This is a genomic window from Paenibacillus sp. 2KB_20, assembly GCF_052115765.1.
Classification (GTDB): Bacteria; Bacillota; Bacilli; order Paenibacillales; family Paenibacillaceae; genus Paenibacillus_AQ.
The window spans coordinates 59,562-74,406 of sequence record NZ_JBFRHH010000020.1 but is presented as its reverse complement, the minus strand read 5'-3'; the positions used below and the strand labels follow the sequence as shown (position 1 = coordinate 74,406).

At 49.7% G+C, this 14,845-nt stretch carries 11 protein-coding genes; 10 read left to right on the top strand and 1 reads right to left on the bottom strand.

Features of this window, described 5'->3' with window-relative positions; genetic code table 11:
• Positions 1-47: 47 nt before the first annotated feature.
• The 3 genes from AB4124_RS31450 (at position 48) to AB4124_RS31440 (ending at position 4,016) form a co-directional block, all read left to right on the top strand.
• On the top strand, positions 48-1,013 hold the full coding sequence (locus tag AB4124_RS31450; protein ID WP_441975257.1) for a cation diffusion facilitator family transporter: 966 nt from the start codon (positions 48-50) through the stop codon (positions 1,011-1,013).
• 61 nt (positions 1,014-1,074) lie between these two features.
• On the top strand, positions 1,075-3,474 hold the full coding sequence (gene recJ, locus AB4124_RS31445; RefSeq protein WP_441975256.1) for a single-stranded-DNA-specific exonuclease RecJ: 2,400 nt from the start codon (positions 1,075-1,077) through the stop codon (positions 3,472-3,474).
• Between the two features lie 26 nt (positions 3,475-3,500).
• Positions 3,501-4,016, top strand: a complete 516-nt coding sequence (locus AB4124_RS31440; protein ID WP_076320441.1) for an adenine phosphoribosyltransferase — start codon at positions 3,501-3,503, stop codon at positions 4,014-4,016.
• A gap of 93 nt (positions 4,017-4,109) precedes the next feature.
• Here the strand turns inward: AB4124_RS31440 and uraA are convergent, their stop codons facing one another.
• Positions 4,110-5,408, bottom strand: coding sequence for a uracil permease (gene uraA / locus AB4124_RS31435; RefSeq protein WP_441975255.1), 1,299 nt, complete (start codon positions 5,406-5,408; stop codon positions 4,110-4,112).
• Between the two features lie 301 nt (positions 5,409-5,709).
• On the opposite strand from uraA, the gene AB4124_RS31430 reads away from it, so the two are divergent.
• The 7 genes from AB4124_RS31430 (at position 5,710) to AB4124_RS31400 (ending at position 14,716) form a co-directional block, all read left to right on the top strand.
• The gene (locus AB4124_RS31430) at positions 5,710-7,887 is read left to right on the top strand and encodes a RelA/SpoT family protein (protein WP_430113237.1); all 2,178 of its coding nucleotides are present in this window, start codon (positions 5,710-5,712) and stop codon (positions 7,885-7,887) included.
• Positions 7,888-8,138: 251 nt separating this feature from the next.
• Positions 8,139-8,582, top strand: a complete 444-nt coding sequence (gene dtd, locus AB4124_RS31425) for a D-aminoacyl-tRNA deacylase (RefSeq protein WP_076320444.1) — start codon at positions 8,139-8,141, stop codon at positions 8,580-8,582.
• 501 nt (positions 8,583-9,083) lie between these two features.
• Positions 9,084-9,590, top strand: coding sequence for a type 1 glutamine amidotransferase domain-containing protein (locus AB4124_RS31420; protein ID WP_100535766.1), 507 nt, complete (start codon positions 9,084-9,086; stop codon positions 9,588-9,590).
• Positions 9,591-9,673: 83 nt separating this feature from the next.
• On the top strand, positions 9,674-10,129 hold the full coding sequence (locus AB4124_RS31415; protein ID WP_076320446.1) for a hypothetical protein: 456 nt from the start codon (positions 9,674-9,676) through the stop codon (positions 10,127-10,129).
• A gap of 720 nt (positions 10,130-10,849) precedes the next feature.
• A complete protein-coding gene (gene hisS, locus AB4124_RS31410) occupies positions 10,850-12,103 on the top strand; it encodes a histidine--tRNA ligase (protein ID WP_441975254.1) in 1,254 nt (417 codons plus the stop codon).
• 46 nt (positions 12,104-12,149) lie between these two features.
• Positions 12,150-13,925 carry an aspartate--tRNA ligase gene (gene aspS / locus AB4124_RS31405; RefSeq protein WP_441975253.1) on the top strand — a complete coding sequence of 592 codons (1,776 nt, stop codon included), beginning with the start codon at positions 12,150-12,152 and terminating at the stop codon, positions 13,923-13,925.
• 35 nt (positions 13,926-13,960) lie between these two features.
• Complete coding sequence (locus tag AB4124_RS31400) at positions 13,961-14,716, top strand: tRNA threonylcarbamoyladenosine dehydratase (RefSeq protein WP_098742591.1); 756 nt, start codon at positions 13,961-13,963, stop codon at positions 14,714-14,716.
• The last annotated feature ends 129 nt before the right edge of the window (positions 14,717-14,845 follow it).

Here is a 14,845-nt window from a genome sequence, read left to right as displayed (position 1 = left end):
AGCGATAATAAATATAGGATCGATAGTGACATTGAGGGGGGCCTCAAGTGAGCAATGAACGTTTGAATCATACGGAGACTGTCCTTTGGACAGGCATTGTAACGGATTTTGCATTAGCCTTGTGTAAAGGGATCGTCGGATATTTATCCGGCAGTAAGGCTCTAATCGGAGATGCTCTGCATTCTGTGGCAAATGCCGTGACTTTATTGGTGGATCGTTTACCGAGCCTGGGTATATTCGGCAATAAAAGCTCCATTCGGGACAAACGGAAGGTTTCGGACACGACGGAGCCCGTGATTTCGATTCTATTTGCCGTTTTATTGATCATGGGCGGTATTCAAATTGCGGTATCCGCGATTCAAACCATGGCATCAGGCGACCTGGAGCCGCCAACCAAATCGGCACTGCTTGCTGTTTTCATATCACTCGCGGTGAATGAAGCGGTGTTTCAGTACCAATGTCGGCAGATAAAAAGAAACAAGGATCCCCGGTATGAGGTGCTGTCCGCTGATCATCGATTTGCCTTGTACTCTTCGCTAACGGTATTAATCGGCGTGTCACTAGCTATGGGGGGCTCTTATTTTGAATGGACACCCCTGCTCTATATGGATTCGGTTGCGGCTCTGATTGTGGCTTGTCTCGTGATCCGCAAAGGGTATATACTAATCGTTCATTCCGTTTATGGAACGCTCGTGGAAGAGAAGCGGCATGAGCACGAAGCCGATTTCATGGATACGATTCAGCGAGTGCATGGCGTGATCACGATCGAGGAACTGAAGGTTCAGGAATACGGGCAGATCCGTCATGTGAACATTGAAGTGAAAATTACCGTGAATCCGCGGACGTCCGTATTGGAGGCTCAAGAGATTGCCGAGCGAATCCGGAAACTGTTAACCCATCGCTTTATTCAGGTTACGGATGCCAAGGTTCACGTGGTACCCTATGAACCGGGTTATCCATATAAATCGAACTATGACTTAATGGACAACGATATGCCGACACTGCCGCAGTAGCGTCTGGAGCTAACAGGTGTAAGTCAACAGGAAAAAGGCAGGAAAAGGAAGGTGAGTCCCTGTGCTGTATTCCAAATATGAATGGAGAATACGCTCGGCAGAGTCATCGATCATCGATAGGCTGGCCCAGGATTTGTCGCTGCCACCCATGGTGGCTTCACTCATGGCGTCACGGGGGATACAATCAGCCGAGGATGGACGGAGATTTCTATATGGAACGTTTGAGCTGACGCATGACCCTTATCTCATGCAGGGGATGCAAGAGGCTGTCCCGCGTATTCGTAAAGCTTTGGAGGATCGGGAACATATTCTGATCTATGGCGATTATGATGCAGACGGTGTTTCCAGCACGTCATTGATGATTCATCTGATGCGCTACTTGGGTGCATCTTATGATATTTATATACCACACCGATCCAATGAAGGTTATGGTTTACATAATCACGCGCTGGATTGGGCCCATCAACAAGGGGTCAGTCTAGTCATTACCGTAGATACTGGAATTAGTGCAGTCGAGCAAATTGCGTATGCCAATAGCCTTGGCATCGACGTAATTGTCACGGACCATCATGAGCCGCCTGAAGTGCTGCCAGAAGCTTATGCACTGATCAACCCGAAACTCCCTACATGCCCGTATCCCTTTAAGGGGTTGGCAGGCGTAGGCGTAGCTTACAAGCTGGCACAGGCTCTCGTTGGAGAACCACCGGAGGAATGGCTTCAGATTGTTTCCATCGGGACCATTGCGGACTTGATGCCGCTTACGGGGGAGAATCGGGTGCTTGTGAAGCACGGAATCGAATCAATGCGGAATACGAGGTATGAAGGCATTCGATGCTTACTGGAGGTATCGGGGATCCATGTGGAGCAGGTGACTGCCGTAAATGTGGCATTCTCCATGGCACCACGGATTAACGCCAGTGGCCGTCTGGATCATGCAGGCCGTGCCGTTACGCTTCTTACAACAGAACACCGTGATGAAGCGGAACGGCTTGCCTGGGAACTGGATGGGCTGAACAAGGATCGGCAGCAAGTGGTCGAAAACATCGTCCAGGAAGCGCTTAGCATGGTTCAAAACCGCTGGAGAGGACAGGAGGTTCCTCCTGTCATCGTATTGGCGGGTGAAGGCTGGAATGTTGGCGTGGTTGGTATCGTGGCATCCAAAATATTGGAGCGATTCTACAGGCCAGTCGTTATCCTCGGGATTGATCCCGAGACGGGGAACTGTAAAGGCTCCGCCCGTTCAATTCCGGGATTTGATATTTATGCGGCTCTGCACTCCTGCAAGGACGTCATGGACCATTTTGGCGGCCATCCGTCTGCAGCGGGCATGAGCCTCCATCGGGATCGATTGGAGGAATTTGAACAGGGACTACATCGATATGCTGAGGAAGCACTAGAAGAAGAGCATCTGATCGCAATTTGTGAAGCGGACCTGGAGGCCAGCTTGTCGGAAGTATCGGTGCCCGTTATTGAACAGATTGAACAGTTAAGTCCGTTTGGCATGGCGAATGCCGTGCCGAAGATCGTTTTCCGGGATGTTGTCATAAAGGAAGTTCGTAAAATCGGCAAAGAAGGAAAACATCTGAAGCTTCGCTTGCAGCAGAAGCGTGAGGTTATGGATGCGATCTCATTCGGATGGGGGCATCTGGCCGATATATTGCCGGTAGGCACGGCTGTGGATGTGCTTGGTGAGCTTTCCGTGAATGAATGGAACGGAAGTCGTAAAGTACAGCTCATGATTCAGGATATCTGCGCTCCTTATCAACAGGTGTTTGACTACCGCGGGATCAAAGAGCCGTTACAGGAAATTCAGAGGTGGAGAGCGGAGCTGGAGCCGCATCTGCGTTGCCCTGCAGTTCGGTCGGCCGTGGTGTACGCAAAAGATTCACATCCGGAAATAAAAAGTCAATTGTATGATATGTGCCTTTGGGTATATGATAGGAATGCTGGCATCATGCCGGATAATGATATTGCTGAAAACAGTCAAGAAGATATTTCCGTTTTGTTCGTACTGGATGTACCGGAAACGGCTGAACAACTGGATGCATTTATGTCAGCCTTCCATTCCGTTCCCAATATATTCATGCTGCATCCGACCCGGAACCTGCACGAACGTCTGCAAATTCCGGACCGCGAACAGTTTAAAAAGCTGTACGTTTCACTTGCCGGGATGACGTCCGCTCCCATGTCGGAGAATGAGGTTGTAGCACGTCTGCAGAAGCAGACTTCCTTATCTACACGCATGCTGCTCAAAGTACTGGATGTGTTTGAGGAACTGGCGTTCATCCAGCGTGTCCAGGGACAGATTACCTTTATACCGAAGCCGGAGAAAAAACCGCTGGACGCTTCCCGTCACTTCCGTGAGCTAAGCGATTTGGCGGATATGGAGCAGCATTTGCTGCATGCCGGTACCGAACAGTTAACCCAATGGATGATGTCCCGCACAAAAGGCGTATCTTAACCGCAACTATACAGGAGGAGATTATTTTGGATTTTAAAGATTATATTCGTGTTGTTCCCGATTTTCCGCAGGCGGGGATCAGCTTCAAAGATATTACTACACTGCTGAAGAATGGTGAGGTGTATCGCAAAGCCATCGAAGAATTGAAGATCTTGGTATCCGATCTTAAAATTGATGTGATAGCTGGTCCCGAAGCTCGTGGATTTGTCGTAGGTGCTCCGCTGGCTTATGCTCTTGGAGTAGGATTCGCGCCCATTCGCAAAAGCGGAAAGCTTCCCTATGAAACGATTGAAGTGGGATACGACCTCGAATATGGAAAAGATCGCTTGGCGATGCATACCGATGCGATCGAGAAGGGTCAAAATGTATTGATTGCGGATGATCTTCTTGCAACAGGCGGTACGATTGCGACTTCGGTTAACCTCATCCGTCAATTGGGCGGAAACGTCGTTGGAGCTGCATTCATGATCGAGCTGGCGGATCTCAATGGCCGTTCGAAGCTGGATGGAATCGAAGTATTTACATTGATGCAATACGAGTAATCGACAACAATCTTCCTGATTTTCCCGGGAAATAATAGACGCCCTGAGCAACCAGCTCAGGGCGTTTTCCGATTGGGGATAGGGGTGTTAGTTTCAATCCGGCGTTTTCTCTACGAGCGGCTCATCATTTTTTTCATTGGAGAGGCCGGTAATCTCGAAGACTTTGAAGAGGAGAGCCATGAGGACACCTACAATGGTAGCCAGGGCCATACCCTTCAACTCGACGGTACCAAACTTCAAGGTTACGCCGCTAATCCCTGTTACCAGGACCAACGTAGCCAGGATCATGTTGCTTGCCTTGGAGAAGTCGACCTTTTGCTCAACAAAGATCCGAAGTCCGGAAGCTGCGATAACCCCGAACAGCAACAGTGATACGCCGCCCATTACAGGGGTAGGAATGTTGGCTACAACAGCGGAGAACGTGCCGGAGAAGGAGAGCACAATCGCAATAACGGCTGCTCCCGCAATTACGAATATCGAGTATACCTTTGTGAGTGCCATGACACCAATATTTTCACCATAGGTGGTATTTGGTGTTGAGCCAACAAAACCTGACAGAATGGTGGATATACCGTTAGCCAGAAGAGAGCGATGCAGGCCAGGGTTTTTGGAAAGGTCTCTGCCCACGATATTACTTGTTACCAGCAAATGCCCGATGTGCTCCACGATAACAACGAGGGCAACCGGAATGATGGTCCAGATCGCCCCGTTATCGAATACCGGGGTTGTCAGCTCCGGAGCCGACAGGAACCTCGCGTTCGCGATTTTCTCTGTGTCTACCACGCCTAGAGCGAAGGACAGAGCATAACCGACAACAATCCCGATCAGAATGTGAATGATTTTGGAGAAGCCGCGGAACAGGATGGCCCCGAATACGGTGACACCAAGAGTCACGAGCGAAATCGTAATGATTTTCGGATCAATGGACTGTCCCTCTTCTGGTAAAAAACCAGCCATACCTGCTGCAACCGGTACAAGCTCAAGCCCGATCATTGCAATGATGGCACCCATGACCGCTGGAGGGAATACAAAGTCGATCCATTTGGTACCCGCATATTTAACGATGAGAGCTACCACGCAGAAGATAACTCCTGTAACGATAAAGGCTCCTAAGGCTTTGCCATAGTTGGCATCCGGATCTTTGGCGAGCACGATCAGAACCGGAGAGATAAACGCAAAGCTGGAACCCAGGTAAGCCGGGATCTTTCCTTTACAAAAGAAAATGTATAGCAGTGTACCAATACCGTTCATCAGCAGGATCATGCCGGGATCCACACCGAATAGGTTCGGTACAAGCACCGTACTTCCGAACATGGCAAACAAATGCTGCAGGCTCAGAAGGAAACCTGGACCAAACGGAAGTTTCTCATCAACTTGAATTTCTCGTTGCAAACCATTTCACTCCTCTTAGGACTTTAAATATAGGACCGTTCGCGTACGATCTTTAATAGATTAAATACAATCGTTCGTTTTTTCAACAATAATTTTTACAGTTCGTCAAAATATCCAATTGGTGTCAAGTTTTGATGTCTCCGAGCCGGAAACGGGCATACTATAAGTGTTTGAACGCTCGACATGTTGACGTATAACGTCACAAGCGTCATAATGATAGGAAAACAATCACGAGGGAACCTGCACGTTTTGACAAGGGCGGGTTCCATTTTATATAGAAAGGGAAGAGAAGGACTCCAAAATGGGCATAGAGCGATTACTCGAAAAGGCCAGCGCCTATATAAAAGAACCCGATCTTCTCCGCATCCAGGAAGCTTATGAATTTGCGGAGCAAGCCCACCACGGACAAGTGCGGAAATCGGGAGAACCTTATATTCTTCATCCGCTTGCGGTTGCAGACATCGTGGTGAATATGCAGATGGACACGTTGTCTATTATTGCTGCGTTGCTTCATGATGTCGTTGAGGATACAACCGTATCGCTCGAGCAGATCCGCGAGCGCTTCGGAGATACCTGCGCACTGCTGGTGGATGGATTAACGAAACTGGAACGCATTCAATTCCGATCCAAAGAAGAACAGCAGAACGAAAATTATCGTAAAATGTTTATCGCGATGGCCCGGGATATCCGGGTGATCGTTATTAAGCTGGCGGACCGGCTTCATAATATGCGCACGCTCAAGTATCAGTCCGAGGAAAGCCAGCGCCGTATTTCCTATGAAACGCTAGAGATCTTTTGCCCGATCGCCCATCGTCTAGGTATTTCCGCGATCAAGTGGGAGATGGAGGATATCGCTCTTCGTTACTTGAACCCGCAGCAGTATTACCGCATCGCGAATTTGATGCACAAGAAGCGGGCTGAACGAGAGCAGTATATCGATAATGTCATAGTCTGTATCCGTGAGAAGCTTGACGAGATGAGTATACAAGCCGACTTATCCGGCAGGCCGAAGCATATCTACAGCGTGTTTAAGAAAATGACGGTGAAGAACAAACAATTCAACGAAATTTATGATCTTCTTGCAATTCGCATTATTGTGGACAATATTAAAGATTGTTATGCTACGCTTGGCATCATCCACACCTTGTGGAAGCCGATGCCTGGCCGTTTTAAAGATTATATCGCCATGCCCAAAACGAACATGTATCAATCCCTTCATACGACGGTGGTCGGACCGAATGGGGAACCGACAGAGGTTCAGATCCGGACCTGGGAGATGCATCGTACGGCGGAGTACGGTATCGCGGCTCACTGGTCCTATAAAGAAGGTTCCGCAGGCAACGGAGGCAGCTTTGATAACAAGATGACGTTCTTCCGTGAAATATTGGAGCTGCAGCATGAGACGAAGGATGCCTCGGAGTTTGTAGAATCTCTGAAGATGGACTTTTTTTCCGATTTGGTATTTGTGTTTACGCCAAAAGGCGAAGTAATCGAACTTCCTTCAGGCTCCGTCCCTCTCGATTTTGCCTACCGAATTCATACAGAAGTAGGAAACCGGACCATTGGTGCCAAGGTCAACGGCAGAATTGTTCCGCTGGATCATCAGCTCAAGACCGGTGATATCGTGGAAATTTTAACATCGAAACATTCGTACGGTCCTAGCCAGGACTGGTTGAAGATTGCCCAATCCTCCCATGCCCGGAGTAAGATCAAGCAGTGGTTCAAGAAAGAGAAACGGGAAGAGAATGTGGAGAAGGGCCGCGATATGCTGGAGCGTGAGATCAAGCGCCTCGGTCTTGAGGTGTCCGAGTGGACGACCGATGATAAATTAATGGAGGCGGCCAAGAAATTCGCCTTTAATGATATCGAGGATATGTTATCCGCGGTTGGCTTTGGCGGGATCACTGCCGCCCAGATCTGTACCAAAGTGACCGAGAAGCTCCGTAAGGAGCAGGAGGAAGCGAATCAGCTTGAATTGACTTCCGAGATGAAGGAAATCAAGCCGGCGGAGAAACGAAGCCGTCCGACGAACGGCGTACGCGTTAAGGGGATCGATAACCTGCTGGTGCGTTTCGCGAGATGCTGCAATCCCGTACCCGGCGATGATATTGTCGGTTACGTTACCCGCGGACGCGGCGTATCGGTCCATCGTTCGGATTGTGCCAATCTGCCGACCATGAGTGAAGGCGAGGAGGCCGCACGCGTAATCGAGGTGGAATGGGAAACGGCCGTTGAGGCCAATTACAGCGTCGATATCGAAGTGACAGGCCATGATCGTAACGGGCTGTTAAACGAAGTTCTTCAGGCGGTATCAGAGAGCAAGACGAATATTTCCGCAGTGACCGGCCGATCTGACAAGAACAAAATGGCGATGATTCACATGACGATTTTGATCCGCAATACGGATCACCTCCATTCCGTTGTGGAACGAATCAAACGGGTGAAGGATGTATATACCGTTCATCGAATCATGCAGTGATAGCAATGATGGCACGGCTCCCGTGGTTAACGGACTCCGGGACTTCATGGACATGGACAGTCTCGGATGATTATACGAATGCGGTCTGTTATCCTGCGGGAGACAGGCCGTTTTATTTTAAGATATCGGAGTATAGACTTCGGAGGATCTGCTGCCTGATATCGCAAGAAAAACTACCGATAAACGCGGTCTGTCTTCTTAGAGAGTACATCGATAGACATTTTTCTTATAGAAAAGAAGGAGCTAAACCTATGAGAGTGGTTATTCAAAGATGTAAGCATGCGCAAGTTACGGTTGACAATGAAATCGTAGGCAAGATTGAAGCGGGTTTGATGGTGCTGGTAGGGGTGACGCACGAGGATGAAGAGAAGGATGCCAAATACCTTGCCGAGAAGGTTGCGGGGCTGCGAATTTTTGAGGATGAGGATGGAAAAATGAATTTTAGCGTCCAGGACGTGGGCGGAGCCATTCTATCGGTTTCCCAGTTTACGCTCTATGGCGACACCCGCAAGGGAAAACGTCCGAACTTTATGGCTGCCGCCAAACCGGATGAAGCGAATGCACTCTACGAATCGTTTAACCGCGAGCTCTTAGCGAAGGGGTTACAGGTTGAGACCGGGGTATTCGGAGCTATGATGGACGTGTCGCTAACCAATTGGGGACCGGTAACCCTGATCATTGACAGCAGATCATAAACGGTTAAAAAAGACGGGCAGCATGCATCATATTGGAGAGATGGGGCATCCTGAGTGGACAAAGGCTTGTTAGGTATTCACACAAAAAAGGAGCCGTGTTCGCTATGCGCCAACCTCCCAAATTTTCGATATGGAGCAGTTTGCCTACGATGGTCGGGTCCGGAGACATTAGGGAAGCAGCGAGCACAGAACGCATGGTTACAGCTTCTGAAGATCCTGTACGACTCATCAGCGTAAAAGGACATATCCGGAAGCAACTGCCGAGATCGTAGAACTAAATAGGATAGCGTATTGAGTCACTTCTGGTGACTACATAGCAGAGCCTGAGAACATTTCAGGCTCTTTTTTAATTCACTCATAAGTTGGGAGTCCTAAGATTCTCTGTTATGACTTTGTAACTGAATGGTGTAGATCATGGGGCTTCCGTGCATTTCGCTGTTATAAAAAAGGCATTCCAGGGTAATAACAAATCGAGGACAATCATGAAAGGAGATATGCCAGATGAGTAAAGTTGCATTTCTACTAGCTGACCAATTCGAAGATTCCGAGATGAAAACTCCTTATGATGCCGTGAAGGAAGCGGGGCATCAAGCTGATATTATTGGATTGAAACAAGGACAAGAGGTAAAGGGTAAACAGGGCAAGGCATCGTATACTACGGATAAAGCCATTGCCGACGTCAATATAAACGATTATGATGCGGTGGTTATTCCAGGCGGCTCTTCTCCGGAAAATTTGCGTCTGGATTCCCATATATTGCAGTTTGTTGCATCAGCGGACAAGGCAGGCAAACCGATTGCCTCAATATGCCACGGGCCGCAAATTCTGGCAAGTGCCGACCTGCTGAAGGGACGTACGATCACTTCCTATCCTCCGCTTCAGGATGACATGGTTAACGCAGGCGCAAACTTTAAGGATGAGGAAGTCGTCGTGGATCGCAATTTCATTACTTCCCGGACGCCGAAAGACGAGCCAGCCTTCGTGCGTGAGCTGTTAAAGGCATTGTAAGAAGAGACTAGCAGCATGCTGTATGGTTTGTCCATGTTATACCGGTTTTTCAAACAAGTGGGTTGAAAAAAGGAGGAATGGACATGTCTAGACAAATTCAAGCTTATTTCAGAACGGAAGACGACGCTGAAGGCGCAAGGACGAGGCTGTTAACGTACAACACAGAGCAGTTGGAGGTGGGACAGCTTCAGGATCCGGTTCGAGGTGGAGGCAATATCCTCGTGCCGCTGGTGCCATGGGGTAATTCCGGCACGGGTGGAGCAACTGCAGGGGCTACAACGATGGGAGCTCCAGGCGGAGTCGTCGGGGCTCCGGGGGTCATCGTGGGCTCACGGGATGCCGATGACAGCCGCGATATAGCGCAAGATCGGCCGCACGGCGATGACACGCTGGGCGATGCATGGCGCGAAGCGGACGTGACGGACCGGGACTATGATGATCTGAGATATACGCTGTCCGTTAAGGTAAGGGACGAGGATTACGATCAGATCGTACATGATTTGCGGGCGAATAACGCTTATGTGGAGCGATTTGATTAATTGACGGAAAATGCCTGACAGGCGTTTGGATTCCCTAAGAAGTTGGAGATTATCATTCGTATAGGGCATATTCATTAGTACACAAAAAGGGCTGTTCCGCTAATGGAGCAGCCTCTTTCGGTCCTTTTATTAAAAGCGCTTTCTCGCTTGTAACATAACTGTAATGTTTGTTCAATGTTCCTTTAATATTCCCTGTTTATAATAACAGCATGACCCCCTTTTTTATATAATATATGTTTTGGACCTACAACGTGGTTTGTAGGTTTTTTTCTTTTTTCGGGCAATTTCTACAAAGTTTCTTGACTTTAGTGTGGTAGTTCATTAGAATCTAAAAATATAATGTTTTGGGTATACTATATTTATGAATAATGGATTTCATGACGGGAACAAGTACTCCATCCCCACAAGACCAGAGAAGAATCCCTTGGCTGTAAGGATTCGCTTGATGAGTGGACGAATGACCTCCCCGAGAACAGACGGCGAAGCAAGCACCGGTTGACCGGTGGGATAGACAGTAGCCGAACTGCGCGGCCGGGCGTTAAACGGATGAAGCGGATGATTGAATGCACTGATTTATAGTGTGTCGACGCCGGAATGTGGGTGGTACCACGGGTGATTATATGAATATCTCTCGTCCCTGTTGTCTTAAGACAGCGGGGCGGGAGATTTTTTAGTTTTCACGACTTTTTGCGAAATGACTCCTTAGGAAGAGGGATGAAGATGGCAAACGAGAAATTCGAGAAACCGACAGGCACGCAGGACATCCTGCCAGGTGCCGTCGAGAAATGGCAGTTTATCGAGGTGAAGGCACGGGATTTGTGCCGGAGATACAACTACCGCGAAATTCGCACACCGATCTTTGAACAGACCGAGTTGTTCAAACGCGGGGTGGGCGAAACCACCGACATCGTAGAGAAGGAAATGTATACGTTCAGGGATAAAGGCGATCGCAGCATGACCCTCCGTCCAGAAGGAACGGCAGGCGTCGTCCGGGCTTACGTGCAAAACAAGCTGTATGGAGAGCCTGACGTCACGAAGCTGTACTACATGGGCCCCATGTTCCGCTACGAGCGTCCACAGGCGGGACGCTACCGCCAATTCCACCAGTTCGGCGTAGAGGTGTTCGGGACTGCAGATCCGGCTATTGATGCTGAGGTGATTGCGCTGGGTTACAGCTTCTACAAGGAGCTTGGGCTGAACGGCGTAAAAGCGGAGATTAACTCCGTAGGGACGCCAGAGGTACGGGCAGCTTACCGAAGTACATTACTTGCTTTCCTGGAACCGATGAAAGAGAGCCTATGCTCGGATTGCCAGTCACGCATGGAACGCAACCCGCTGCGCGTGCTGGATTGCAAGAAGGACCAAGGGAAGTTCGGTGATGCGCCTTCGATTCTGGACAGCCTGGATGAGGAATGCAGCACGCATTTTGAGAAAGTAAAAGGGTACCTGGACGCCATGGGCATCGAGTATGAGATCAATCCAAGACTTGTTCGGGGATTGGACTATTATACGCATACCGCATTTGAATTCAAGGCCCAGGGCATCGGCGCAATTGATACGGTAGGCGGCGGAGGACGGTTCAACGGACTGGTCGATCAGATCGGCGGACCGGATCAGCCGGGCATCGGGTTCGGGATTGGTCTTGAGCGAATCCTATTGATCCTGGAGCATCAAGGTGTTAATCTGTCAGCCGCCAAGCCGCTGGATGTCTATCTGGTGGCGCTGGGTGAAGCCGCCGAGCAGGAAGTGGCAAAATTGATCTACGAACTGCGGAGCAATGGCGTAGCAGCCGAACGTGATTACCTTGGCCGGAAAATGAAAGCCCAGATGAAATCCGCCGACCGTCTGCAGGCTCGTTATACCGCCATTTTGGGTGAAGACGAACTGGCGCGCGGAGAAATTGCCCTGAAGTCGATGGAAACCGGCGAACAGCGTACAGTTAAATTGGATCGTCTGGTACAAGAATTGGTTTAATCGTCGCATGAAGCGACTTAATAATATTAAAGGGGAATGATAAACGATGAAAAGGACGCATCAATGCGGTTACCTGACAACCGCGAACATTGGAGAAACTGTAACACTGAACGGCTGGGTACAAACCCGCCGCGACTTGGGCGGCGTGCTGTTCATCGATCTTCGCGATCGCAGCGGCATCATGCAAATCGTATTTAACCCGGATTTCTCCGGCGAAGCTTTGGCTGTTGCCGATAAGGTCCGCAGCGAATTCGTCGTGGCCGTATCCGGTAAAGTTGTAAAGCGTGATCCTGAAACGTTCAACGCGAACCTGCCTACTGGCGAAATCGAAGTCCAAGTGACAAGCATTGAAGTGCTGAATGCAGCCAAAACACCTCCGTTCTTTATCGAAGACGGCGTGGAAGTGGATGAGCAGCTTCGCTTGAAATATCGATATCTGGACCTGCGTCGTCCAGAGATGCAAAAAACGCTGATGCTGCGCTCCAAAGCGTCTAAAGTATTCCGCGACTTCCTCGACGACGAGGGCTTTGTGGATGTGGAAACACCGATTCTGACCAAGAGCTCGCCGGAAGGCGCACGTGACTATCTCGTACCGAGTCGTGTGCACGCAGGTGAATTCTTTGCACTTCCACAATCTCCGCAAATTTACAAGCAGCTCCTCATGGTGAGCGGGCTTGAACGCTACTACCAAATTGCACGCTGTTTCCGTGACGAAGACTTGCGGGCTGACCGTCAGCCTGAGTTTACCCAGGTCGACATCGAGACGTCCTTCATGGAACGCGACGACCTGCTGAACATGATGGAGCAGCTAATGGTGAAGTTGTTCAAGGAAACCATCGGCGTTGAACTTGCAACGCCATTCCAGCGTATCAGTTATGCCGATGCGATGGGCAAATACGGCTCCGATAAACCGGATCTTCGCTTCGGTTTGGAATTGATCGAAATGAACGATATCGTTGCTAACAGCGGGGTCAAAGTATTCTCTTCCGTTATTGAAAAAGGCGGCGAAGTGAAGTGTTTGAACGCTAAAGGTTGCGGGACTTGGACACGTAAGGAAATTGACGATCTGGGGCCATATGCAGCCCGTTACGGAGCGAAGGGGCTTGCTTGGATTCAAGTGAAAGAAGGCGAGTTCAAAGGACCTATCGTGAAATTCTTCAGCGAGCAGGAAATTGAAGCGGTAAGAGAACGTACGGGAGCCGAAGATGGCGACTTGCTGCTGTTCTCCGCAGACAATAAAAAAGTGGTTGCCGATGTCCTGGGCGCACTCCGCTTGAAAATCGGACGCCAGCTTGGCCTGATCAACGACAACGAGTACAAGTTTGCTTGGGTGCTGGACTTCCCGCTGTTCAGCTATGATGAAGAGGCGAAGCGCTATGTGGCCGAGCATCATCCGTTCACCCGTCCAAAAGACGAAGATCTGGAATTGATGGATACGGATCCGCTTGCCGTGCGTGCGGAAGCTTACGACATCGTTCTGAATGGATACGAAGTAGGCGGCGGTTCCATGCGGATTTTCAAACGCGAGATCCAAGAGAAAATGTTTGCGGCTCTTGGTATGTCGCCGGAAGTGGCGCATGACAAATTCGGTTATCTTATGGACGCGTTTGAGTACGGCACTCCTCCACATGGCGGAATCGCCTTTGGGTTGGACCGTTTGGTGATGCTGCTTGCCGGACGCACGAACCTGCGTGAAACGATTGCGTTCCCGAAAACGGCAAGCGCAACAGATCTGTTGATGGACGCTCCTTCCCAGGTGGACGGAGGACAGCTGGAGCAGCTGCATATCAAACTCGCCAAGAAACCGGGCGACGAGAAATAAGTCCGTTGTTCTTGATAAAGGAGGTTGCTTGAATTATGCTGCACCAATTTTCCCGTACGGAATTAGCCATTGGTCCTGAGGGCCTTGAAGTGATGAAGAACAGCACGGTAGCCGTGCTGGGTATCGGCGGCGTGGGAGGCATTGCGGTGGAAGCCCTCGCCCGTTCCGGGGTAGGCCGTATCATTCTGATCGACAAAGACGTTGTGGATATCACCAACATCAATCGGCAGATCCATGCCTTAACGACCACGGTAGGTCAGAAGAAAGCAGACCTGATGGTTGAACGTGTCAAACTGATCAATCCGGAATGTGAAGCGATCGCCCTGAACATGTTCTACACCGAAGAGACGTATGAAGAGTTGTTTAAATTCGATCTGGATTATGTGATTGATGCGTCGGATACGATCATTTATAAAGTACATCTGATCAAGGAATGCCTGCGGCGCGGGATTCCTATCATCTCCAGCATGGGGGCAGCCAACAAAATGGACCCCACGAAGTTCCAGGTAGCCGACATCTCCAAAACGTCCATGGATCCGATTGCCCGTATCGTACGCACCAAGCTGCGCAAAGACGGCATCAAGAAAGGGGTCAAGGTCGTATTCTCACTAGAGGAGCCGATGAAACCCCGCCAGGACGTTACGGAGAAGATCGTACCCGAGAATGCCCCTGAAATTCGGAAAGCGAAGCAGCCTCCGGCAAGCAATGCATTCGTTCCGCCAGTGGCCGGACTGATTATGGTCAGCGTAACGGTCAGAGAACTGCTCGAAAAGGGTGGCGTTTCGTTATAATGATCCAGTAAAACTCGGATTGAGAAAACGATAGACAAGCGGAAGGCAGGACGAAACGCGCCTTCGACCAAAACATAGAGTGGTTAATAAAACGCAGTGTCCAAAGCAATGGACGCTGCGTTTTTTATG

What these genes read in the sequence shown, in the direction of transcription:
- hisS (WP_441975254.1), top strand. Translation starts at nt 10,850, where the DNA reads ATGGCAAACGAGAAATTCGAGAAACCGACAGGCACGCAGGACATCCTG.
- AB4124_RS31415 (WP_076320446.1), top strand. Translation starts at nt 9,674, where the DNA reads ATGTCTAGACAAATTCAAGCTTATTTCAGAACGGAAGACGACGCTGAA.
- aspS (WP_441975253.1), top strand. Translation starts at nt 12,150, where the DNA reads ATGAAAAGGACGCATCAATGCGGTTACCTGACAACCGCGAACATTGGA.
- AB4124_RS31400 (WP_098742591.1), top strand. Translation starts at nt 13,961, where the DNA reads ATGCTGCACCAATTTTCCCGTACGGAATTAGCCATTGGTCCTGAGGGC.
- dtd (WP_076320444.1), top strand. Translation starts at nt 8,139, where the DNA reads ATGAGAGTGGTTATTCAAAGATGTAAGCATGCGCAAGTTACGGTTGAC.
- AB4124_RS31430 (WP_430113237.1), top strand. Translation starts at nt 5,710, where the DNA reads ATGGGCATAGAGCGATTACTCGAAAAGGCCAGCGCCTATATAAAAGAA.
- AB4124_RS31420 (WP_100535766.1), top strand. Translation starts at nt 9,084, where the DNA reads ATGAGTAAAGTTGCATTTCTACTAGCTGACCAATTCGAAGATTCCGAG.